The organism is Streptomyces cucumeris (assembly GCF_024295805.1).
Classification (GTDB): domain Bacteria; phylum Actinomycetota; class Actinomycetes; order Streptomycetales; family Streptomycetaceae; genus Streptomyces; species Streptomyces cucumeris.
The window spans coordinates 23,551-41,195 of the sequence record NZ_JANCLX010000014.1 but is presented as its reverse complement, the minus strand read 5'-3'; the positions used below and the strand labels follow the sequence as shown (position 1 = coordinate 41,195).

General features: G+C 63.1%; 20 protein-coding genes. 5 read left to right on the top strand and 15 right to left on the bottom strand.

Annotation, left to right across the window (positions count from 1 at the left end; translation table 11 throughout):
* Positions 1-71: 71 nt before the first annotated feature.
* The 12 genes from NMK44_RS21070 to NMK44_RS21015 form a co-directional block, all read right to left on the bottom strand.
* Positions 72-494 carry a hypothetical protein gene (locus NMK44_RS21070; protein ID WP_254745344.1) on the bottom strand — a complete coding sequence of 141 codons (423 nt, stop codon included), beginning with the start codon at positions 492-494 and terminating at the stop codon, positions 72-74.
* Between the two features lie 46 nt (positions 495-540).
* Positions 541-996 carry a hypothetical protein gene (locus tag NMK44_RS21065; protein WP_254745342.1) on the bottom strand — a complete coding sequence of 152 codons (456 nt, stop codon included), beginning with the start codon at positions 994-996 and terminating at the stop codon, positions 541-543.
* A 56-nt stretch (positions 997-1,052) separates the two neighbouring features.
* Positions 1,053-1,550 (bottom strand): hypothetical protein, encoded by a 498-nt coding sequence (locus NMK44_RS21060; RefSeq protein WP_254745340.1) that lies wholly within the window; start codon positions 1,548-1,550, stop codon positions 1,053-1,055.
* A gap of 144 nt (positions 1,551-1,694) precedes the next feature.
* Positions 1,695-2,009, bottom strand: a complete 315-nt coding sequence (locus NMK44_RS21055) for a hypothetical protein (protein WP_254745338.1) — start codon at positions 2,007-2,009, stop codon at positions 1,695-1,697.
* A 143-nt stretch (positions 2,010-2,152) separates the two neighbouring features.
* Positions 2,153-2,500, bottom strand: coding sequence for a DUF8033 domain-containing protein (locus tag NMK44_RS21050; RefSeq protein ID WP_254745336.1), 348 nt, complete (start codon positions 2,498-2,500; stop codon positions 2,153-2,155).
* 108 nt (positions 2,501-2,608) lie between these two features.
* Positions 2,609-3,145 carry a hypothetical protein gene (locus tag NMK44_RS21045; protein WP_254745335.1) on the bottom strand — a complete coding sequence of 179 codons (537 nt, stop codon included), beginning with the start codon at positions 3,143-3,145 and terminating at the stop codon, positions 2,609-2,611.
* 79 nt (positions 3,146-3,224) lie between these two features.
* Positions 3,225-3,458 carry a hypothetical protein gene (locus NMK44_RS21040; protein WP_254745334.1) on the bottom strand — a complete coding sequence of 78 codons (234 nt, stop codon included), beginning with the start codon at positions 3,456-3,458 and terminating at the stop codon, positions 3,225-3,227.
* Between the two features lie 202 nt (positions 3,459-3,660).
* The gene (locus tag NMK44_RS21035) at positions 3,661-4,260 is read right to left on the bottom strand and encodes a hypothetical protein (RefSeq protein ID WP_254745333.1); all 600 of its coding nucleotides are present in this window, start codon (positions 4,258-4,260) and stop codon (positions 3,661-3,663) included.
* A gap of 104 nt (positions 4,261-4,364) precedes the next feature.
* Positions 4,365-4,778 carry a hypothetical protein gene (locus NMK44_RS21030; RefSeq protein ID WP_254745332.1) on the bottom strand — a complete coding sequence of 138 codons (414 nt, stop codon included), beginning with the start codon at positions 4,776-4,778 and terminating at the stop codon, positions 4,365-4,367.
* A 101-nt stretch (positions 4,779-4,879) separates the two neighbouring features.
* Positions 4,880-5,206, bottom strand: a complete 327-nt coding sequence (locus NMK44_RS21025; protein ID WP_254745331.1) for a hypothetical protein — start codon at positions 5,204-5,206, stop codon at positions 4,880-4,882.
* A 40-nt stretch (positions 5,207-5,246) separates the two neighbouring features.
* Positions 5,247-5,564 (bottom strand): hypothetical protein, encoded by a 318-nt coding sequence (locus NMK44_RS21020; RefSeq protein WP_254745330.1) that lies wholly within the window; start codon positions 5,562-5,564, stop codon positions 5,247-5,249.
* A gap of 365 nt (positions 5,565-5,929) precedes the next feature.
* The gene (locus NMK44_RS21015) at positions 5,930-7,381 is read right to left on the bottom strand and encodes a hypothetical protein (protein ID WP_254745329.1); all 1,452 of its coding nucleotides are present in this window, start codon (positions 7,379-7,381) and stop codon (positions 5,930-5,932) included.
* Positions 7,382-10,301: 2,920 nt separating this feature from the next.
* Here NMK44_RS21015 and NMK44_RS21010 point away from each other — a divergent pair.
* The 4 genes from NMK44_RS21010 to NMK44_RS20995 all read left to right on the top strand — a co-directional run bounded on the left by NMK44_RS21010 (position 10,302) and on the right by NMK44_RS20995 (position 12,821).
* Positions 10,302-10,682, top strand: coding sequence for a hypothetical protein (locus tag NMK44_RS21010; RefSeq protein ID WP_254745328.1), 381 nt, complete (start codon positions 10,302-10,304; stop codon positions 10,680-10,682).
* A gap of 556 nt (positions 10,683-11,238) precedes the next feature.
* The gene (locus NMK44_RS21005) at positions 11,239-11,454 is read left to right on the top strand and encodes a hypothetical protein (protein WP_254745327.1); all 216 of its coding nucleotides are present in this window, start codon (positions 11,239-11,241) and stop codon (positions 11,452-11,454) included.
* 81 nt (positions 11,455-11,535) lie between these two features.
* Positions 11,536-12,072: a hypothetical protein gene (locus NMK44_RS21000; protein ID WP_254745326.1), complete on the top strand. Its 537-nt coding sequence runs from the start codon at positions 11,536-11,538 to the stop codon at positions 12,070-12,072.
* A complete protein-coding gene (locus tag NMK44_RS20995) occupies positions 12,069-12,821 on the top strand; it encodes a GntR family transcriptional regulator (RefSeq protein WP_254745325.1) in 753 nt (250 codons plus the stop codon). Before NMK44_RS21000 ends, NMK44_RS20995 begins: the two co-directional genes overlap by 4 nt.
* A 164-nt stretch (positions 12,822-12,985) precedes the next feature.
* Here NMK44_RS20995 and NMK44_RS20990 read toward each other — a convergent pair whose 3' ends face one another.
* On the bottom strand, positions 12,986-13,993 hold the full coding sequence (locus NMK44_RS20990; RefSeq protein WP_254745323.1) for a hypothetical protein: 1,008 nt from the start codon (positions 13,991-13,993) through the stop codon (positions 12,986-12,988).
* Positions 13,994-14,158: 165 nt separating this feature from the next.
* Here NMK44_RS20990 and NMK44_RS20985 point away from each other — a divergent pair, with 165 nt between their 5' ends.
* The gene (locus tag NMK44_RS20985; protein ID WP_254745321.1) at positions 14,159-15,955 is read left to right on the top strand and encodes a hypothetical protein; all 1,797 of its coding nucleotides are present in this window, start codon (positions 14,159-14,161) and stop codon (positions 15,953-15,955) included.
* Between the two features lie 243 nt (positions 15,956-16,198).
* Here NMK44_RS20985 and NMK44_RS20980 read toward each other — a convergent pair whose 3' ends face one another.
* On the bottom strand, positions 16,199-16,714 hold the full coding sequence (locus tag NMK44_RS20980) for a hypothetical protein (protein ID WP_254745319.1): 516 nt from the start codon (positions 16,712-16,714) through the stop codon (positions 16,199-16,201).
* A 77-nt stretch (positions 16,715-16,791) separates the two neighbouring features.
* Positions 16,792-17,307 (bottom strand): hypothetical protein, encoded by a 516-nt coding sequence (locus tag NMK44_RS20975; protein ID WP_254745317.1) that lies wholly within the window; start codon positions 17,305-17,307, stop codon positions 16,792-16,794.
* Positions 17,308-17,645 lie beyond the last annotated feature (338 nt).

The window sequence follows — 17,645 nt, the reverse complement described above, 5'->3', positions numbered from 1 at the left end:
CACTGGTCCAGGTGCCCAATCACTGGATGCCACGGAGTCGGCCCCATGGCATCCCGAAACCCGCCGCTCCGTCAGCCTCGCGTCTTCCCGAGTGACATCAGTGCATCCTGGTCGTCCCTGCAGGCTGCCACCGTCGCGTCCCCCACCCCGACGTAACAGGCAAGGATCAGGCAAGCCCGCAGGTACTCGGCCGAGATGTCCGCCACCTGGCGCCCGCCCACAATGGTGTCCCCGGGCCGGTACCCGCTCTCCATGGCGTGCCGAACCGCGCCGTACGTGCTCATAACCTCGGCGATCAGGGTCACCTCGAAATGATCCTGGGCAAGGTCGTCCCGAACATGCGGGCTCTTGCCGCGCTTGACATCCTCCCAGTGCCGCAAGAGTGTGCCGTAGTGGCGCTCTGCCCCCATGGCCTGAAGCCATATGTCGAAGCCCTGATCCGCGCCACCCAAAGGCTCCCGCTGTCGGCCACCATGATCCGTGAAAAGTGCCACGACCTCTTCCTCTCCTTTTCCGTTCCGTCGGGCCACCCCGGTTTGCTTACATCCACACCGGGATCACGCGCCACCTCCGATAGGCGACCAGGAAGTTCCTGATCGCCTTCCAGTCGTCTCGGCCACCCTGTCCGGCCACCTTCTTCAGCCAGGAGTACGCGTTGGCGTAGGGGATGCCGTCGAGATGCTGCGCATCCCAGAACGCCTCAGTGATCCGGTGAACCGCCTGATCGGCCTCCCGTGCACGCTCCTGCGCCACCTCGCAGAGCGACCCCGGAATCACGTAGTGGCGCCCAACACAGATGCGCTCCCGCTCGTGCAGCCGCTCGTGCAACTGGTTCCGTGCAGCGCCCACCGCGTCCGCAATGCCGACACTCAGTGACCACTCAACGTCTGGCGCGTCCGTGTCAGGGCTACTGAACAGGTCGGCACCGTCCATCCGCCCCGCGCGCCAGAGCCATCGCTCCCCCTCTTTCAGGGGGTAGAGGTAGGTGTGCTTCACTTTCGTCCCCTTTCCGCTGGCCCGTCACAGAATCCGTCGATCTGTGCATGCATGCGTCAGTCCCCCTCGTTGCGCTCCCGCAGCTCCCGCGTCATCCGGTCGTACGGCAGCACAGCCAGAGCGAATACCTTAGATCGTTGATTGGTGTCGAATTCCCCCGTCACTCGGACCGTGGTCTCCGTCTCGATCTCGGAGTTGTACGGCTCCTCGGAAGATCCTGACAGCCAGGCATGATCCGGAACGTGGTTCCGCCACTGTGCGTCGAAGGTCTCCGTCATCCCGGCCGACGACTCCGTGATCTCCGGGTGGTTCTTGGTGAGGTACCACGCCGCCCAGGCGACCGGGCTCCCGTGCTCCTCGAGATCATCGTCATCCATGGCGATCTCGGACGTGCCGCGATCCTCGATCTCCCGTACGCCCCCGTCCAGCCAGCGACATTCACCGTTGCACTCCGGGCCGGTCCCGTCCGTGGTGTGTCCGTCCTCATCCGCGAACCGACACTCTTTCGCGTATCCGGAGATCACGCGCTGCCGAATCTCCAGCACATAGGCCATTTCTTCTCATCCTTCCCGCCGGTCCGTCCGCCCCGAAGTTCGTCGCTCCGTTCCCGCCGTCAGGCCCGCAGCGCAGACAGCTTGTCGTCCCGACGTACGCGGCGAGGATCTTGCAGCGCCGTTCGTACTCGCCGGACACATCCATCACGGGTCGACCACCAGCGGTCCAGTCGTTCGGACGGAGTCCATCGCTTCCTCGATCATGCCGGGAAGCGGATGCTCTTCGAGCTCCGTACGCCCAATGCTCGTGCCATCGCCGAGCGTCCCCCAGACCACAGCACTAAGGACGGATGCGTCACGCTCCCATGCGCGGCCCCGGTCGTCGATCGGGACGACCTTTACCACGACATACACCCAGTCATCGCGCTCCCATGCCGCGATATCGTCGACTGATGCCCAGGCGCCAGCCCAGGCGCTATCAGTCTCAGGGAGCACCCCAGTGTCGTAGGTCAGGGACACATGCAGTGACCATCCCGCATGCCCGAACCTCGTCCCGTCCACCGTCCATGAGTCGATCATCTTTCCGTCTCTCCAATCCTCTCCCGTAATGCACTGGATCACTCCAGCGTTTCACCCCTGGAGTGATCCCGAACGCCACGGGGTCAGACAGTTGCCTGATAGTCCGGGAAGAACATGTGGACCGCCGCGCGGATCTTGTGCTGCTGACGGGACGTGATGACCGAGTACGAGTCCTCCGGGATAACCCACCCCTCACCCGGGATCCGCCACGCGATGGGGGTCCCGTACGACCAGACCACATAGTCGGCCATACCGACCGACAGATGCCACTTGGCGTCCAGGCGACCGGCGCTTCCCCCGGAAACCCCGTGGGTCACCGGGCCGCCCCCAAGGGATCCTTCCGTCTTGAATGCGTCGCCCGCGTCGAGGACTCGTGCGTAGCTCTCGACGGACGAGTTCTTGCCGTGCACACCCAGCCGCGTGATCGCCATCTTTCGTTCTCCCATTCCGTCTTTTCGTTTTTCTATCGCCGATAGTAGCGAAGGTGGTGCAACCGGATGGTCCGATTGCACCCGTTCCCTTGCTTCGTGACCTGCTCGTTACTTTCGAGGCAATGCGGCGAGTCGCGCAAGAAGGGCGGAAATTTCTTCATCCTGCCCGTTCCCAACCGCCGTACGTTCCGGGTACTCCTGCACCCCCGCCCCGTCGAACACCCAACCGTGCCGGTCCGTCGCGTCTTCCCGGATCGCCGCGAACTCCGAGTGAATGAACCCGGATTCGTCCAGCTTCGACGAGAGCGACACGCCGCGCCCGTTCGGGCACCACAGCCTCATGGCCGCACGCGTCTCGCCGTTCCCGTCCTTCCATGTGATCGGGCCGTCCGTGCTCACGCCGTACCTCAGAGACATGCGCGCCCCCAGGCTCACGAGTTCACACATCATGTGCTCCCGGAATGTAATCCCGTCGGCGATCAGTTCACGATCAACAATCGCCTCCCCCTCCACGGCCGCCCACCCATCGATCATGGCGTCGGCCGTGCGCCGGTCCGGTGCGCTGACCTCCATGTTCCGGACCCCGTATGTCCCCTCCGTCATGCCAGGGGCAGTCAAGTGCAGCCTGTATCCATACGTCGGCATCCCGCGTCTCCTTCCGTCCGTCAAGCCCTGACAAGCAGGCTGGAGTGTCCGGATTCCCCCGGGCACTCCCGTCCGCCGGTCAGGGCTTGACGCTGTACAACTCCTCCGGCCGCCACACCCCGGCGAGAACCACACCCCCGTCGGTGTCCAGCTCGAGATAGCCATCCACCCCAGCCACAAACCAGCCCGTGAACTCCCGGATATCGGACCCCTCCGAGTCCACGCCTTCCGTGACCAGCGCCCGGATGCCGACCAGTGCACCCATGCCGTTCTCGCGAAGGATGCTGACCACGTAATCCCGGTCGAAGTTCATCGGCGTCGCAATACCTACCATCGCCATCCCCTTTGTCAGTGCCGCCCGTGTATACAGCCAGGGCAGGGCCAGCGCCCCGCACCGAGAATCCGGACAGCCTTTACCGTTGCTCCCGGCGTGACCGGCTGATTTGCCCATTTCGGGCAATCCCCCCGCCACTCCGTTCCGTCCGGCCATGTCACATACCAGCCCTTACGGGTTTTCACTGCCCTGCGCCCGCCACTCCGCGCGGGGCGGCGAGCTGCTGCGCCATGGCGTGCGCATCCTTCTCCGACAGTCCCTGACCCCCGTACACCGGGCGCGTCTCGGCCGCGTTGTACGACACCACGTCGAACGAATCACCGTTCGGAACCACCCGGTATCCCCGGGGGCCCGTGTACACCCAGCGATTGGCGATGAACGACATCCCGTTCCTGCTCCCCGTGGGATAGTCCATCGACGCACCGGGGCGCGTTGAACGCTGGTCCCGGGGGTCGGCATCCGGCATGTCTCCCAGCGTGCGCAGCGCCCGGCGCATCCTGTCGAGATCCGCCCCCGGGACCACGTCGTCCGTAACCGGGGTCGAGTAGTCGAACCGCCGAGGAGTCCCGTACGACTCCTCCCCCCGGATCGGAACCGATTCCCGGATCACGGCCAGTTCCGCCGTTCCCGGTTCGTCCCGTCCGGCCATCTGTGACAGGGACAGACCCCGCCGATTCGGAAGCCACACCTTGACGACCTGGTGACCCTCCGTCCCGAACGGTCCTTCAACCACCGCCCCGAACTCGAGCGACAGATTCCCGGCCACGCTCATCAAGTCCATCCCGCTTCCCCATTCCGTTCATCGCTTCGTGTCGTGATTGGCAGGCTGGGACGCCCCGAACATGAACCCGGGGCGTCCCCGTCCGTCAACCTCCGGACGTCAGGTCAGACGCGGTAGCCCATGGCGCGGCAATCCATCTTGGCGACCGCCGCCGACCAGTTCAGCACCGTGGCGTGGTTGCGGAAGTTGTCGTATGCAACGTCGAACGACAGGTCGCGCGCCACGGCCGTGATGCCGCCGAACTCCTTCGCGAACTTGCACTGCGACCGGCGGTTGTACGCGTCCCGCTTCTCGTGACCCTTCTTACCGGCCGGGACCGACAGCCACAGCATGGCCCCGTCCTTGAACGTCCCGGTCTTCAGGCACAGGCGGTCGTACTCCCGCTGACCCCGACTGCCGGTGTCACAGACCGACTTCCCCTTGGTTGCCGCGTCCGCCTCGGTAGCCATCACTGGAGCGAAGAGCAGGGCCAGACCGGCCAGGATGCCCGCGAACGCCTTGCGAATGTTCTCACCCATGATCGTTTCTCCTTCTTTCCGTTGGCACCGAGCGGCACCCCAGGACCCCCGGGCCTGTCCGGCCCGGCGACCCCGGTATGTCCCCCGATTCCTCCCGCGCGTCAGAGCGCGTTGATCTTTTCGGTGTAGTGGTCCAACAGGTCCGGATCGATCCAATCCCGCTCCATCGCGAACAGACCGGCCGCTACGTCCTTAAGCGTCCCGTCCATCCGGGTGGCCAGACGTCGCCGCCCGCCGGACCCCACGTCACCGTGCCCTTCCCGCCGCACCGTGAAGATGTAGACCCGTCCGTCGTCCATGGCCATCACACCCCGCGAGATGCACTGGACGGACCGGGCCAGAAGGAACTGAACCGAATCAGCGACCCGCCCCTCCACCTCCGCGCCCCGGCCGTCGTTCGCATCCCGGTCCCAGAACAGTTCCGTCATGCTCCCGTCTCCCCTTCCGATTTGACCTAGGCCACGGATGTTAGCGCATCCGGGCGATGCCCGCGAAGGTGCCGTTCCTCACCGCACTCCGGATCCATGCCGTGCGCGCCGCGCTGACGGACGACCCGATGTGCCGCTTCCTGAGAATCTCTCCCGTCGGGCTGTACAACGTGCTCACGCTCCCCCCCGACCGAATCGGCTCGATCGTGACGCACCTGACAGTTCCGGCCAGCCTGATGATCGCCCCGTTCACTCGCCGCGCAGGCACCCCGCCGATCATCCAGACCCGCGCACTCCCCTCGTTCTCGGCGAGAACGAGCGACTTGAGCGCGTCAGCCAACTTGAGCATGTCCGTCATCCTTTTTCTCCCTTCCGCCTCGCCCGGTCTTCCGGACGATTCGCCCCGGACCCAAGGGGGCGCCCCCTTGGGTCCGGGGCGGACCGCACGGCCTTACGGGCAGAGAGGTTCGACGTTGACCACATCCGGCCCCTGTCCGGTGACCGGCGCCCCTACCTCGTACCAGCAGCCCGGAGAGGGGAGTTCCCCCACGTCCACCGTGACCGCCCCCCGCCCGGGGTCACTCGGCCAACCATTCAGTATGTCGGCCCCGAACATCCCGAGTACCGCAACCCAGGCCAGCGCAACTCCACACATGGCGGCCGTGAGCAGATACACCACCCGCTCAACCCTGCCGATCCGAGACCTGTCCGACCGGGTCCCGTTCATCGGGTCATCCCGCGCGGCTTCACGGCGGGGGTCTTCTCCGGCCGGGCGCATGCCGCGTGTACCACCAGGCCCGTAGCTGCTTGCGTCCCGTCCGCCGCGCTCCCGATGCTCGCTGCCTTCCGGGCCGCACTCCGAGTCTTGCCGGGCAGTCGCTCACCCTGCTTGATCTCCCGCTCCCGCTTCACCTCACGCCGCGCATTCTCGGCCGTGTGCCACGCAGCGACACGGCGCGAATGGTTCCTCCGCCACGCCCGGGACTTGCCCCGATGGGCCCGCTCCACCAGGTCCTTACAGACCGGGCAGAACGCCCCAGACACCCCCGCGTCGACACCCGGCCGCACGGTCATGGACAGCGCGGTAGTACCGGCCACGGCCAGCCACCCCTTCTGAGGCTGGATCGGGGGCAGGTTCGCGCGCCCCGTGTTCGCGGACCCATTCACGCTCCCGTGCTCCCGCGACCCCTTGCCCGCATCGGCGCCGCCTTTGAACCGAGGAGTGGACGCCGAGTTGGCCTTGCCCTTGCCGATCTCCTTACCGCGCCGCTTGTCGGCGTCGCGGGGGGACCCCGGCACGCTCCCGTGATCCACCGCATCCACCGACTTGGACTTGAGTCCCGTACGAGAGGACATCTTCACGCCGTACATGCGGTGCTTGCCGATCAGCCCCTTATCCGAGAGGCCGATCACGCCCCGGCACTCCGGGCACTTGCCCGTGACCCCGTCGGCGTCGCTCCCTTCCATCGGCTCACCTTTGAACCCACACCACGGAACCGACTCACCCAGCGCTCCCGTGTGTCCGGTCCACGTTGCCGACGTCACGTGAGGGTCAGGGAGCCCGGCCACCTCCGCCGGGACCGGGTGACCGGCCGCGTAGTACGCCGCTACCGCTTCCCGCTGCCTTTGCTGTACCCGCTGAGTCCGCTGTTCCGTCCGCCGCACCTGCCAGGCTGCAACCGCGTCAGAGCGGGCCGCGCGCTTTTGCTTGCGGGTGGCATCCCGCACCACCTCACGTGCTACCTCCGGTGTGATGATCTCCCGCGTCACAGGGGCAGTCTTCTCCCTCGCGTCCCCTCCGTCAGCCTTGACCTCCCGCACCCCGTCAAGGTCGATGACGACGTGATCCCCGATCAGAGAAGCCACGGATTCCCCCGCGTCTTCAGTGCGCCACTTGTCCATGCGCGCCGCCTCAAGATCGTTCTGCCCGCCCAGGCTGGCCAGCCATGCCACGCACCGCTTACACAGTGCGTCACCCTCACCCTTGAAGCGCTCTCCCAGCCTTCCGCCCTCCAGTGCCTTTCCGCCGCACGGCTTGTCGAACGTGGCGCCCGAGGCAAGCGGGTCGTTCTGGAAACCCCGGCGGATCAGCACGATGTGCCCGACCCCCTTGTCTCCCAATCCGTAGAAACGCGGCTCTCCGTCGCCATTCAGAGCGATGAACTCACCGGTCATATCTCTTCACCCTTTCCGCTGTCCGCGTCCCGTTTTCCGGAACGTCTGCCGACTTTTGTTTTCAGTGCCGGACGTACCGAACGTCCTGGCCGAATGCGAGCGACTTGACCCATGCCACCGACGCCGCGTAACTACCGCGCCCCCGGTCCCGAATCGTCCGCCCCTCACCCCGGAACTCAACGACCCCGGATTTCCGGACCGTAACCGTTCCGCCGTTCGCAAGATGAACTGTCATCCCGCATTCCCTTTCCGAAGGTGCTGGTATGCGTTCGGCAATTGGGGCGGACCGCGCAACATCGTCCCTCACTCCCGAAGGATTGTCAGGGTGTGTCGCTGTCGGCGTCCGTCCCGCATGCCCAGCGCATAAGCACTGACCGGGAAGCGCTACGCGCTTTATCCCGGGTCCATTGTGCAGGGGTCCGAAACCCTGCATTCAATGCGTACCGTGCGCACATCACCCGCCGGTTTCCCGTCCGGCGAGAGTGCGCCTTATTCCATGCCGTACCCGCATGGAGGCGTATTCGGACTCAGACCGTTTCATCTCTGCCGTGCCTACCCCTGGTGCTCTGCACGGGGGAGGCTGGGAGTCCGTTCGCGCTTCACAGCGCACCGGGTTACTCCCTTGCCAGCAAAGACCGGGTCGTCATGGCGTCTACCGCTTGTCCGGAGCACTCCCGCACTTTCCTCCGTATCTCCGGATTCGGCCCGTCGCATTGGTTGCGACTGTCCACCCATTCCGGCGAGTGACGGGTAATCACTGCGGTGGCTCTGAACGGAAAGCGGGGAGGTTTACCGGGCCTCTTGGCCCGTCGCTACTCCCGTTTGTCCGGTCTGAGCGCCACGTTTTCCGGTAGTGGCCACCGCTTGCGCCGATTTTCGCAAGCTCGGTAGTTCCCCCCTTGGGGGCTTGCCGTGCGTTGTTCGGCTCAGTTGTTAAGGATCCGCATCCGAGTTGCGGTCCATATGACTGACCGCGTTCCCGTCCGCCCCATCCGGTCCGCAACATCGTCACTTCCGCTGGTGCGGCTGGTGTGTGTCGCGCCCCTTCCGGGCTGTCCGCCCCTCCGCCCCGGTGTGTCCGGTGCGTCGTGGCGACACCGAGAACATTGCCAGAAGATGTCTGCCATTACGTAAGCAACGGCAAAGGTGAATGGGCTCAGAACGACAAAGCAGCAGGTCACAGGGTTTCTAGGCTTGAGGGTCGTGATCCCCAACTTCCTAGCCGCATGTGCGCTGACCTGTAAGAACTGTGAATGTGGTAACAGGTAGATAACGGCCTAGGCCATATGGTCTGATCTGCAGTGATGCGAGAGGCCAATCTATTTGTGCAGGTCAGATAGGGTGCCGAACCTCCCAGCCTGCTTGATGAAACGGACATACGAGACAGAAGGGGATCCAAGTTTGCTGAAGGAACGACTGGAGCAAATGGAAGTGGAGTGATCTATTCCTGCAAAATGTGGCCCAGGTCACACGTCATACCTCCATGAAACGGATAGAACGGACAGAGTCAGGGAGGGTTCCGGGGGAGAGAAAGGAGGTGCCGGGCAGGAGCTCATGTCCAATATGTCCACTCATACATACGTGTACATCTACTCTTGTCCCGTATGTCCAGTTCTTGTGTATGCAGGTGTGTATGTATGTGTTTGTTTCGAAGAGTGGATTACACCCTGTTCATTACGCATGGGATTGATTGAGCCTGTATTTCTCTCTCCCGAAACTCGTACCGGCTGGAGGGAAGCAGCAGGTCAGAACGCTGTCCTATATGCCGGAATCTCTGTCTGCATGGCCTTTGACCAGGGGATATGGGGCGTAGCATTCGGGGCTGCTCCCATAGTTCATGATGTGTAGCTATGTCTGTATTGATAGGTAATGAGTAGGGAGGGGAGGGTGGGAGGTGAGGGGGAGGGAGGCTGGCCGGAGGTTGAGGGGGTGTGCAGAGGGAGGCACGTGAGAGAAGGGGGCGCAGCGCATGGTGTGACACGTAGGTCCATGTGGTGAGAGGTGAGGGGCGGGGGTGCCCGGTGCTGGAGGGTCGGTGGTTGGGGGTGCGGGCGCGGCGCTGGCTGCTAAGGGGTGGTGGTTCGTGGTTGCCGGTATCTCTGCCTGCCTGGTGAATGACAGGCACATGTCAAGCTCGAGAGTGGAGGCATGCCATGTGGTGCACGACAGGGAGGCAGGCAAGGCAGAGGGGAGAGAGCGGGAGGAGGAGGGGCGCAGCGAGGCAGGCAAAGAAGGAAGGCAGTGGATTGCATGCGTGCCCTCTCTCGAGTACTCCGCTTCTCTCTTCATGCACACACAGAGGAATGCAGGGAAACGAGGGGCGCAGCAATGCGCGAGGAAAGGCAGGCAGACAGGAAAGCCCTCGAGACTAAACAGGGAAAAGGTCGGACCAACCCATCGTCATCTACACCACCAATGACACACAGGAAAGACACACAGAACAAAGGAGAAGGAAGGCAGCAGCAATGAGCAGCAGAAGAAAGGGAGGCAAGCAAGACAGAGGAAAGAAAGAAGAGACACGCATGATATGTACACACACTCTATATCTCACGTGAACACACAGAGACATGCACACATTCAAAGCAGAAGACATGCGAGCAAGCGAGGCAGCGAAGCGGCGCAGCCTGACACGGAGTAAACCCAGCGAGTTCGGCGCCGCTAGCCGCCAGAATTCTCGTCCACCAGAAAACCAATTCCAGAAATGAAAATGAATTTGGGTCCCACGTTACAGACGTGCATCCGTCTACACGTGGGCCGCGTGGGTTCGCCACAAGACTGACCCGAGATCCAGATCTCCAGCTCCACAATTTCAGAACCACAACCAGCCGGTAGGTTTGTGGAGCTGCCCTCCGGGCGTCTGTCCGGTCATCGACCCCCACCGAGTACAGAAGGCTGGACAAGCTGCCTGATGGAGGACCCCATGCCCCTCAACGCCGATCACGCCTACCGCTGGCAGGCCGCTGCGCACCGCATCCTCGGTGAGCTGATCACTGAAGGCCGAGACAACGGCCTCCCGCCCCTCACCTGGACGCTCGCCACCACGGGCGCCCTTACCGGCGAGGTGCACGGACTCGGAACGACAATCAAGGAGCAGCGGGCCACCCTCACCGCATGGGCCGCCCATCTCGGAGCCACGATCGCCGAGACGCCTCGTACGGATGGCCGGACCAGCCTGCACGCGCTCATCTCGCGCGACGGGGAGCGGATCGGAATCCTCCGAGCCGAGTTGTTTCCGGAGCTGAACAACGATCCTGAAGATCACGGGGACAGCGACGGCGACGATGGCAGCCGGAACGCCTGACGCCGCGCGGCAATCGAGGATCGCCCCCAGGGGGTATCAGCCCTTCCTGGGGGCAGGAAACTGGACAGACGACTTGATCGGCGAAATCAGGTTGGCAGAAAAATTCGCTGTCGGCTCTACACGTGGGCCCCTCCGGTCACTCCCAGGACGGAGGGGGTTTCCGCATCCGTCGGTCCTCCACTTCACCCTCCCGGCCGTCCATCAGATCGATGATGCGGAGGGCCCGCACGTCGGAACGATCGACGGCCTCAGCGCCATCACGGACAACGAGGAGGACCATCTCACGGGCGTCACAGGACTGGTTGTCGCAGTACAGCTCCAGGCGGCCGGGGTCCCGAGGACGATCCGAGACCGACCGCTTGAGCGTCCGATCCCCACAGAACATGCACTGCACCGCCTGAGGCTCAGAGTCAAAGGTGGTGCTGGGCTGATGGCGCCGCAGCCACGGCTCGCCACCCGCCTCCCATTCATGAGACATGAGGCGCAGCGTATCGGCGACGGGGAGCCCTGCGAGGCCACCTCGGCAGATTGAGGATGACCCGGCTAGTCTCCCGGGATGGCTGACATCAGGCATGCCCCAGAACTCAATCGCGTCGAGCTGTCGATCCACATCGACGAGCTGCGCGTCATGGTCCACCGCTTGGCACCGGGAGGGTCGTTCCTCCACTGGCGGGCGGAGGGCTTCCTGCCCGAGGAGCACGAGCGGATCGCAGAGGAGCTGTCGGAGGTGTTGCGCCGCTTCCATGACCGGGGCATGCGGCGGGCACAGTGACGGTCCCCGGGTGTGTCCGGTAGCCCCCCCATGACGCCAGAAGCTGCCCCTCGGTGCTGAGCGGGCATGCATACTCTCCCCATGGGACGCATCAAGAAGAACCGAGGCCGCCGGGACGAGCGGCAAGGGCCTCTCCAGTGGACTCCGGTTCAGCAGTCCTGCGAGTGTGTAATCGAATGGGGTTGGGACCCGCAGCACACTCCCCCGCAGGCGTTCATCGAGTGGTGCCTGGCGATGATCGACGCCCCCTGCGTGTGGCATGGCGCCGACACGGGGTTGGATATCCCCCTGGACCAGGAGACAGTCAGCCTTACCGTTCCGCAGGGGCGCCTGCGTGCTCGGCGGGCAAAGGGAGATCGGTGCGAGCTGGGGGTTGAGCTGACCAGGCAGGCAACCGACATGCGAGAGAAGACGAGACTGGACGACGTCGCCGGACTTCTCATGGACATCCCGGCGAAGTATCAGCGCATCATGAAGTCCAGGGGTTTCGATCCGGTGCAGACCTGGGTCGAGATGAGGCTGGCCGACATCTTCCTCAACCTTGGCAGGGCCACGCTGACCGATGAGATGCTCGAGAGGCTGCCCGAGAACCTGCCCGAGCCCGGAGCGCCCTGGTGACCAGCAATCGTCGGCCGAAGTATGAGCAGATCGCAGATGCCTTGCGCGAGGCGATCCAGTCAGGCATGTACGAACCTGGTGACCGGCTTCCAAGCGAGAGCGAAGTGATGGTCACGCACGGTGTGGCCCGTATGACCGCCCGCCGCGCGCTGGGCGAGCTTCGAAGTGAAGGCATTGCCGACGCGCGTAAAGGTGCTGGCGTGTTCGTCCGGACCTTCCCTCGCCGCCCACTCAGGCGCCAGACCCCCCGCCGCCTGTCGCGGGAACAGTGGGGTAGCGGGCGCTCCGTAGCGGCGGCGGATATTGAAGACCGTGCGCTCGACGTCGATCAAGTCACGGTGTCAGAGGAGGTGGCCCCGGAGCGAATCGGTGCAATCTTGAATCTTGGGGGCGAGGCGGTATGCGTCCGGCGTCGACGCTTCGTTCTTGACGGCAAGCCAGTCCTGCTTGCAGCGAGCTATCTCCCTATGTCGGTGGTCGCGGGGTCCGTAATCCTCCGGAAGGACACCGGGCCGGGCGGCATCTACGCCAGGCTCGCCGAGCTTGGACATGGGCCCGCACGCTTCCGAGAGGAAGTCTGCTCACGCATGCCCGTGAAAGCCGAGACGACAGTGCTGCACATCCCTACAGGTACGCCGGTCATCCTTATTCGTCGGACCGCGTTCACAGGTGAGGGTCGCCCGGTGGAGGTCAACGAAATGACGCTCGATGCCGCCTCGTACGTCCTGGAGTACGACTTCGATGCATGATCTGGCCAGCATCGAGGGGCATCGGCCACATTCACAGTGGGCGCCACATGACCCAGATTGGTCCTGATAGGCTGAAAGTAGCCAACCACTTCGGCTTCCTAGGGGTGGTCGGACAAGCAGAATTACCCCCGCCTAGTGGCCTAGGCGGGGGCGAAATCTTGCGCTCACCCCTCCGTCGATGCCCGCTGCGTCCGCATCCGGGCGCGGTACCGCTGGAGGTTCATGTTGGGCAGATGGCCGCTGCGCTTTAGTGCCGCCGAGAGCTGGATGTGATCCACCTTCAGCTCCTTCGCGATGTCCCGGATGGTCTCGCCTCCCTCGAGAATGCGGCGGGCCAGTTCCGAGCCGCGGTCTTCGGCCAGCTGCTGGTGGCGGCTCTTCGGTCTGCCACGTTTCACCACCTGAACTTTGGCAGGCGAATGACGCTTCATCCTGATTGGGTGCGGGGGGAGCTCTGGCCGCATGGTGACACCTTGCTCCTTCAGGGTCCGGCGCACCCGGTCCGGGGTGATGTGGACGTCATGCCGTGCGAGGTAGCGCATGATGGCGGGAATGTCTTGCGCTTCATCCTGGTACATGCGGACCATCTGCCCTGTCAGGAGCCGAACCTGACGATTGATCCAGGTGGCTCTAGTGGCGGTTACGTACCCGGCGCTCCGGAGCTTCGCCTTGAGGGCGCTGGCCGATACCCCCGTCACCTCGGCCAGCGCCTCCACGGATGGACCCTTGCCTTCGGCGTGCCGGATGGCAAGTTCCGACAGCTTTTCCGGGGTGAGGAGAGTCTGCTTTCCGGAGGGCCTCCTCATCTGGCTCCTCTCCTCGCGCTGAGCCAGGGAGCGGAGCCGTTTCGCCCGCCGGATTACGTCAGCGATCACGTCTTCGTCGAGCGTGATGCCTTCGACCTGGAAGTACGAGATGGCGACTTCGACAGGTACCTGCTTGTCGAGGATTTCCTTGGCGATCCTTTCGACGGGCACCCAGCAGACACCCCGGTCCCTGCGTTCCTGCTGCGCCCCCTTGCTGCTTGTGATGTACCCGGCCTCTATGAGGCGGGTCCGCAGCAGAGTCGGCCTGACTCCAGCCTCACGGGCCAGCAGCCCCAAGCTCTCCCCTTCCCCCGCGTTATACCGCTTGGCCAGGTCTTCCAGATCCGGAATCCACTTGTGCCCCATTCGCTAGTTCCCCTCCCCGCGTGCTTCCTTTCATGACTATTTTACCAAGCCGAGCGGACCGACCTAGGCCAAATGGTGACGCCTGGGAGCCGGGCCTGTCCGCATCCTTGCCTCCAGACGGCTCCGATGAGGCAAGATGGGTTCCCTACCGGAAGGACTCCAAAGATGACAGAGAAGTCTCCGCTCCGTGAGGCAGGTTGGTACAGCTCGGGGATGCTCGACGTGCTCCCCAGTATTGATCAAGTGGTTGAGCACCTCAACGCAAATCCGATCATCGAGAGGCACGGCTTGGCCCCGAGCTTCGATGGGAGCTGGTGGTCGTACGACGCCGCATGGAAGGTTGACGGAGCTCAAGTGCGGGGTCGCCTGAGCATTCACGTCCAGCCTGGCGCGAACAGCAAGAATCCAGTGATCCCTGATCCTCGGGAATACGACCCCGAAACTTCACCCCTTTATGGGCAGTGGTATGTGTACGCCAATGCGGACGGTAGCTCTTGGAGCGCATCCTGGCCTTCACCGCTTCAGGTTTTTCTAAGCAAGAGGATGAAGGTGAATTACGCGGCCCTTGAGTATGCGGGATGCACTAGCCTGCATATTCATAACACCCGAATGGAGAGCATTCCTTCACTCATCAACTCTGTATCCAAACTGCCCTGGCTTGTTCCGGTTTTCACCAGCGAGGACCAGGAACCCTGGAGGAGGGAAGAAACCTCTCGGGTCACGCCCCTCATCCCTCGTCTGCCAGCTAGCCTCTATGGGAGGATTCTTGAGATCCGCGTCATGGATGAACCATGCCGAGAGGCCATTAATCGCATACTCAGTCGCCACAAGGCACACCTTCCTCGCGGTGGTGCGGCGATCGTACTTCCGGCCAAGCGGCGACGCGGCTTCCAGGTGTCAGAACTGACTTTTCCCATGCGTCCACCACTTGCCCAGGGTGGTGACCTTGAGTCGATTTCTACTGCATTGACCAAGATGCTCTCAAGCGGGGTTATGGAAGTCAATTCAGACGCCATGGAGGAACTTCGCAACGAATGGAGCTTGCTGTCGGAATCCGAAATGCTGAGCAAGGCTGCGGACACAATTGAGCGACTGGAAAATGAAAAATCCGAACTAGTCAAAGCACTCACCGCTACTCAGGGCTTCGCTGAAAAGTTCAAGGAGCATTGCAAGAAGCTGGTGGAGGTGGCCAAGGCCGCCGAAGCGAGAGAGGAGAAGGCGCTTGAAAATGCAAAGGAGGCAGAGAGGGACCTTTCCCAGCTTCTTCAGATGGTCGAGAATAGCGACCTAGGTGAGGCAATGCGGGCCCGCGAAGCCGCCGAGCAAGAGGTGCAGGCCGCCGAGGAGTTGATGGACGAACAAAATCAAGAGCTAAGCTCCCTGCGCCGAGAAAATGACCAACTGCGGCGCGAACTGGCCCGCTTCGAAGGGGCGCTCGAGGCTGCCCCAGCGGAAATCAATGAAGTAGACATCACGAGTTGGGATGACATCTTTGATGAGAGTTCTTCCCTGGAGTATGTGGTACTCGGAAGGCTAGAGTCCGGGGTGGACAAGTTGCGTGGGCAGGATCAGGAGAAGACCTGGATTCGATGGTCCTGGAGGGCCATCCAGGCACTCGACGAATACGCCCGCATGAAGAAGGAACGCGGTGCAGACGCAGTACCCCACTTTGATCTCTACCTCCAGGATCCGCTGGCAAGACGTGCTATTCCGAAAATGCGGTACAGCGGTAGCGAATCCCAGGGTGTCATGTCGAACCCCCGCTTCAGGAACGCCCGCGTACTCCCCGTAGAAAAGAGTGTCAGCAGGGATGGCTGGGTGTTGATGGAATCACATATTCGCATTGGCTCGGGGAAGCCTCCGGCACCCAGGATGCATTTTTACGACGACACCAATGGGTCGACTGGAAAGATCTACATTGGGTACCTGGGTCCACACCTTCCGAATTACCAAACGAACTAATTCATCCTGGAGTACAAAGACGGTCCTGACGATCGGATGACTCTGATAAGGTCCTTGGCGGGAATGCGCTGCGGACTCGCCGAAGGGCCCCCCAGTCTTCGGCCGTCTCTTTTGCCGTGAGACCGGTTTCACCAGGTCCGAGTTGGACATTTCCGGCTTACGTGATCAGGAAGGCCGTCCTGGCGTAAGCCAACAACTGAATACGCCCCCGGCGACCTCTCGCCGGGGGCACTTTGATGTGTACTACTCCGGCCGCCGCCTGGAGGGTGGGCTTTTCTTGTGCCCCGCTTCCTCGAGTCGAGCAGCGAGGACGCAGGCGCTTACACCCGCCTCTTTGGCCAGACTGCACAGGGACTCACCCCGCCCCCTGGCGTAACGTTTCGCCAACTGCTTCAGGTCCGGAACCTTCGTGGGGCGTGCACCCTTGGACCGAACCCGGGGCACACCCTCCTCGCGGAGAATCGTGTAGAGCGTCGCCTGGGAGGTTGTGATACCCCGGGAGCGGAGATCACGCACGATGGTCTCGACGAGCTCCCCCTTGTCTCTGTAGCGCCGTACAACCTCATCCCTCGGAATGGGCTCGGCCAAGCCACCGCACTGCACGCAGATCCGCGAGATCTGCGTGCTTCGAGTCTGACGGACGGCCAGCTCCCTGAAGACCTCTCCTCGAGAGAGTCTGCTCACCTCCCACACCGAACCGTCCGCGCATCTGTGCGTGTGGGTGGGGGCGATCCGGCACCCCGGCTTGTGGACGCTCACTCGGACCACCGTGCCTCGACTTCGAATGCGCTTACACACGAGCAGTGTCTCCATCAGTTCCCCTGGCTGTACGGTGTTCAACTGCCGCCGGAGCTCTCCGACTTCTTCCTCTTGCGCGCTTCCCTCAAGTGGATCCGCAAGGTATCCGGGTGAACTCCGACCTCATCAGCCAAAGCCACCAGCGACTCCCCCCTTCCTCGAGCGTGCCTGCGTGCGAGGTCACTCAGGTCGGGGATCCGGCACTTGGCGCCGCCCCCTTTCCTGCGAGGCACTCCCGCCTTCTTCAGGATGTCGTAGACCTGCCAGAGGTCAATGGATACGCCACGCGCACGGAGATCTTTGGCAATACTCGTCGCAGGCTCCTGCTCCTGCGTGTATCGTTCGATGATTTGATACCGTTTTGCGATCTCCCCATACCGGATCTCGCGAAGGCGGGACCGCAAGAAGCGGGAGCTGACACCGAGCTCGTTCGCCAGGGCTGCCAGGGATTCCCCCTTCGCGTGCCGCTCTGCAATCCGCCCCAGGTCGGGTATGTCGGCCTCCCCGGCCAAGGTCCGACCCCGGTCTTCCTGTCCAGAGAAGTCAGGTCCCATCAGGCATGCACCGGTTCGCGGCGTACAGAAGCATTGCAATGGCATCGGGCCGGGATATGCCCGCTCTCACCATCTTCGTTGTCATGCCCTTGTAGTCGGGTCCGTGCGGCTCAGTGGCCTGTGTGCAGATCCCGTGACGCTCGCGCTGACCGAGGGTCCCCCAGTGGCGCTCCATGAAGTCGAGGTTTGCGCTCTCAACCGGGATGGGGCCGGATGGAGGGTCGCCGGAATCCGGCACACAGGACACTAGCGTCGCCAGTAGAAGGGATGTTGTCGCAAGTTTCCGCATTCAATCCTCCCGAAAATGACAGGAAAACACGGAAAAGTGTAAATCCTCG

Excerpts from the sequence above, each read along its gene's own strand:
- NMK44_RS20985 (WP_254745321.1), top strand. The coding sequence starts at position 14,159 with ATGACAGAGAAGTCTCCGCTCCGTGAGGCAGGTTGGTACAGCTCGGGG.
- NMK44_RS21035 (WP_254745333.1), bottom strand. The coding sequence starts at position 4,260 with ATGGACTTGATGAGCGTGGCCGGGAATCTGTCGCTCGAGTTCGGGGCG.
- NMK44_RS21005 (WP_254745327.1), top strand. The coding sequence starts at position 11,239 with ATGGCTGACATCAGGCATGCCCCAGAACTCAATCGCGTCGAGCTGTCG.
- NMK44_RS21040 (WP_254745334.1), bottom strand. The coding sequence starts at position 3,458 with ATGAACTTCGACCGGGATTACGTGGTCAGCATCCTTCGCGAGAACGGC.
- NMK44_RS21060 (WP_254745340.1), bottom strand. The coding sequence starts at position 1,550 with ATGGCCTATGTGCTGGAGATTCGGCAGCGCGTGATCTCCGGATACGCG.
- NMK44_RS21030 (WP_254745332.1), bottom strand. The coding sequence starts at position 4,778 with ATGGGTGAGAACATTCGCAAGGCGTTCGCGGGCATCCTGGCCGGTCTG.
- NMK44_RS21050 (WP_254745336.1), bottom strand. The coding sequence starts at position 2,500 with ATGGCGATCACGCGGCTGGGTGTGCACGGCAAGAACTCGTCCGTCGAG.
- NMK44_RS21010 (WP_254745328.1), top strand. The coding sequence starts at position 10,302 with ATGCCCCTCAACGCCGATCACGCCTACCGCTGGCAGGCCGCTGCGCAC.
- NMK44_RS21045 (WP_254745335.1), bottom strand. The coding sequence starts at position 3,145 with ATGCCGACGTATGGATACAGGCTGCACTTGACTGCCCCTGGCATGACG.
- NMK44_RS21025 (WP_254745331.1), bottom strand. The coding sequence starts at position 5,206 with ATGACGGAACTGTTCTGGGACCGGGATGCGAACGACGGCCGGGGCGCG.
- NMK44_RS21000 (WP_254745326.1), top strand. The coding sequence starts at position 11,536 with ATGGGACGCATCAAGAAGAACCGAGGCCGCCGGGACGAGCGGCAAGGG.
- NMK44_RS20975 (WP_254745317.1), bottom strand. The coding sequence starts at position 17,307 with ATGGGACCTGACTTCTCTGGACAGGAAGACCGGGGTCGGACCTTGGCC.
- NMK44_RS20990 (WP_254745323.1), bottom strand. The coding sequence starts at position 13,993 with ATGGGGCACAAGTGGATTCCGGATCTGGAAGACCTGGCCAAGCGGTAT.
- NMK44_RS21020 (WP_254745330.1), bottom strand. The coding sequence starts at position 5,564 with ATGACGGACATGCTCAAGTTGGCTGACGCGCTCAAGTCGCTCGTTCTC.
- NMK44_RS21015 (WP_254745329.1), bottom strand. The coding sequence starts at position 7,381 with ATGACCGGTGAGTTCATCGCTCTGAATGGCGACGGAGAGCCGCGTTTC.